The organism is Streptomyces hilarionis, assembly GCF_024539675.1.
GTDB classification, from domain to species: Bacteria; Actinomycetota; Actinomycetes; order Streptomycetales; family Streptomycetaceae; genus Streptomyces; species Streptomyces hilarionis.
Map to the genome: position 1 here is coordinate 1 of NZ_JAHHIT010000852.1, position 245 is coordinate 245.

The 245-nt window shown below is 58.4% G+C and carries 1 pseudogene; it reads left to right on the top strand.

Annotation, left to right across the window (positions count from 1 at the left end):
• A pseudogene (locus tag KMS84_RS40550) lies at positions 1 to 96 on the top strand (imidazole glycerol phosphate synthase subunit HisF); the annotation flags it as partial.
• Positions 97 to 245: the final 149 nt, after the last annotated feature.

A 245-nucleotide genomic window follows, 5' to 3' on the forward strand; every position in this document is an offset into this window, starting at 1 on the left:
GACGCGGTGCTCGCCGCGTCAGTTTTCCACTATCACACCCTGACGATCGCGCAGGTCAAGGACGGCCTGCGTCATGCCGGCTTTGAGGTCCGCTGAGCGAACACGTACTGTAGGCCTAGCCGATGTGGTAGTCATAACTTATGGACTGCCTTTTCTGCTCAATCGCTGCGGGAGACATCCCAGCGACGATCATTGACTCGGACGACGCCTCGGTCGCATTCCTCGACATCGAGCCTTTCCAGGAT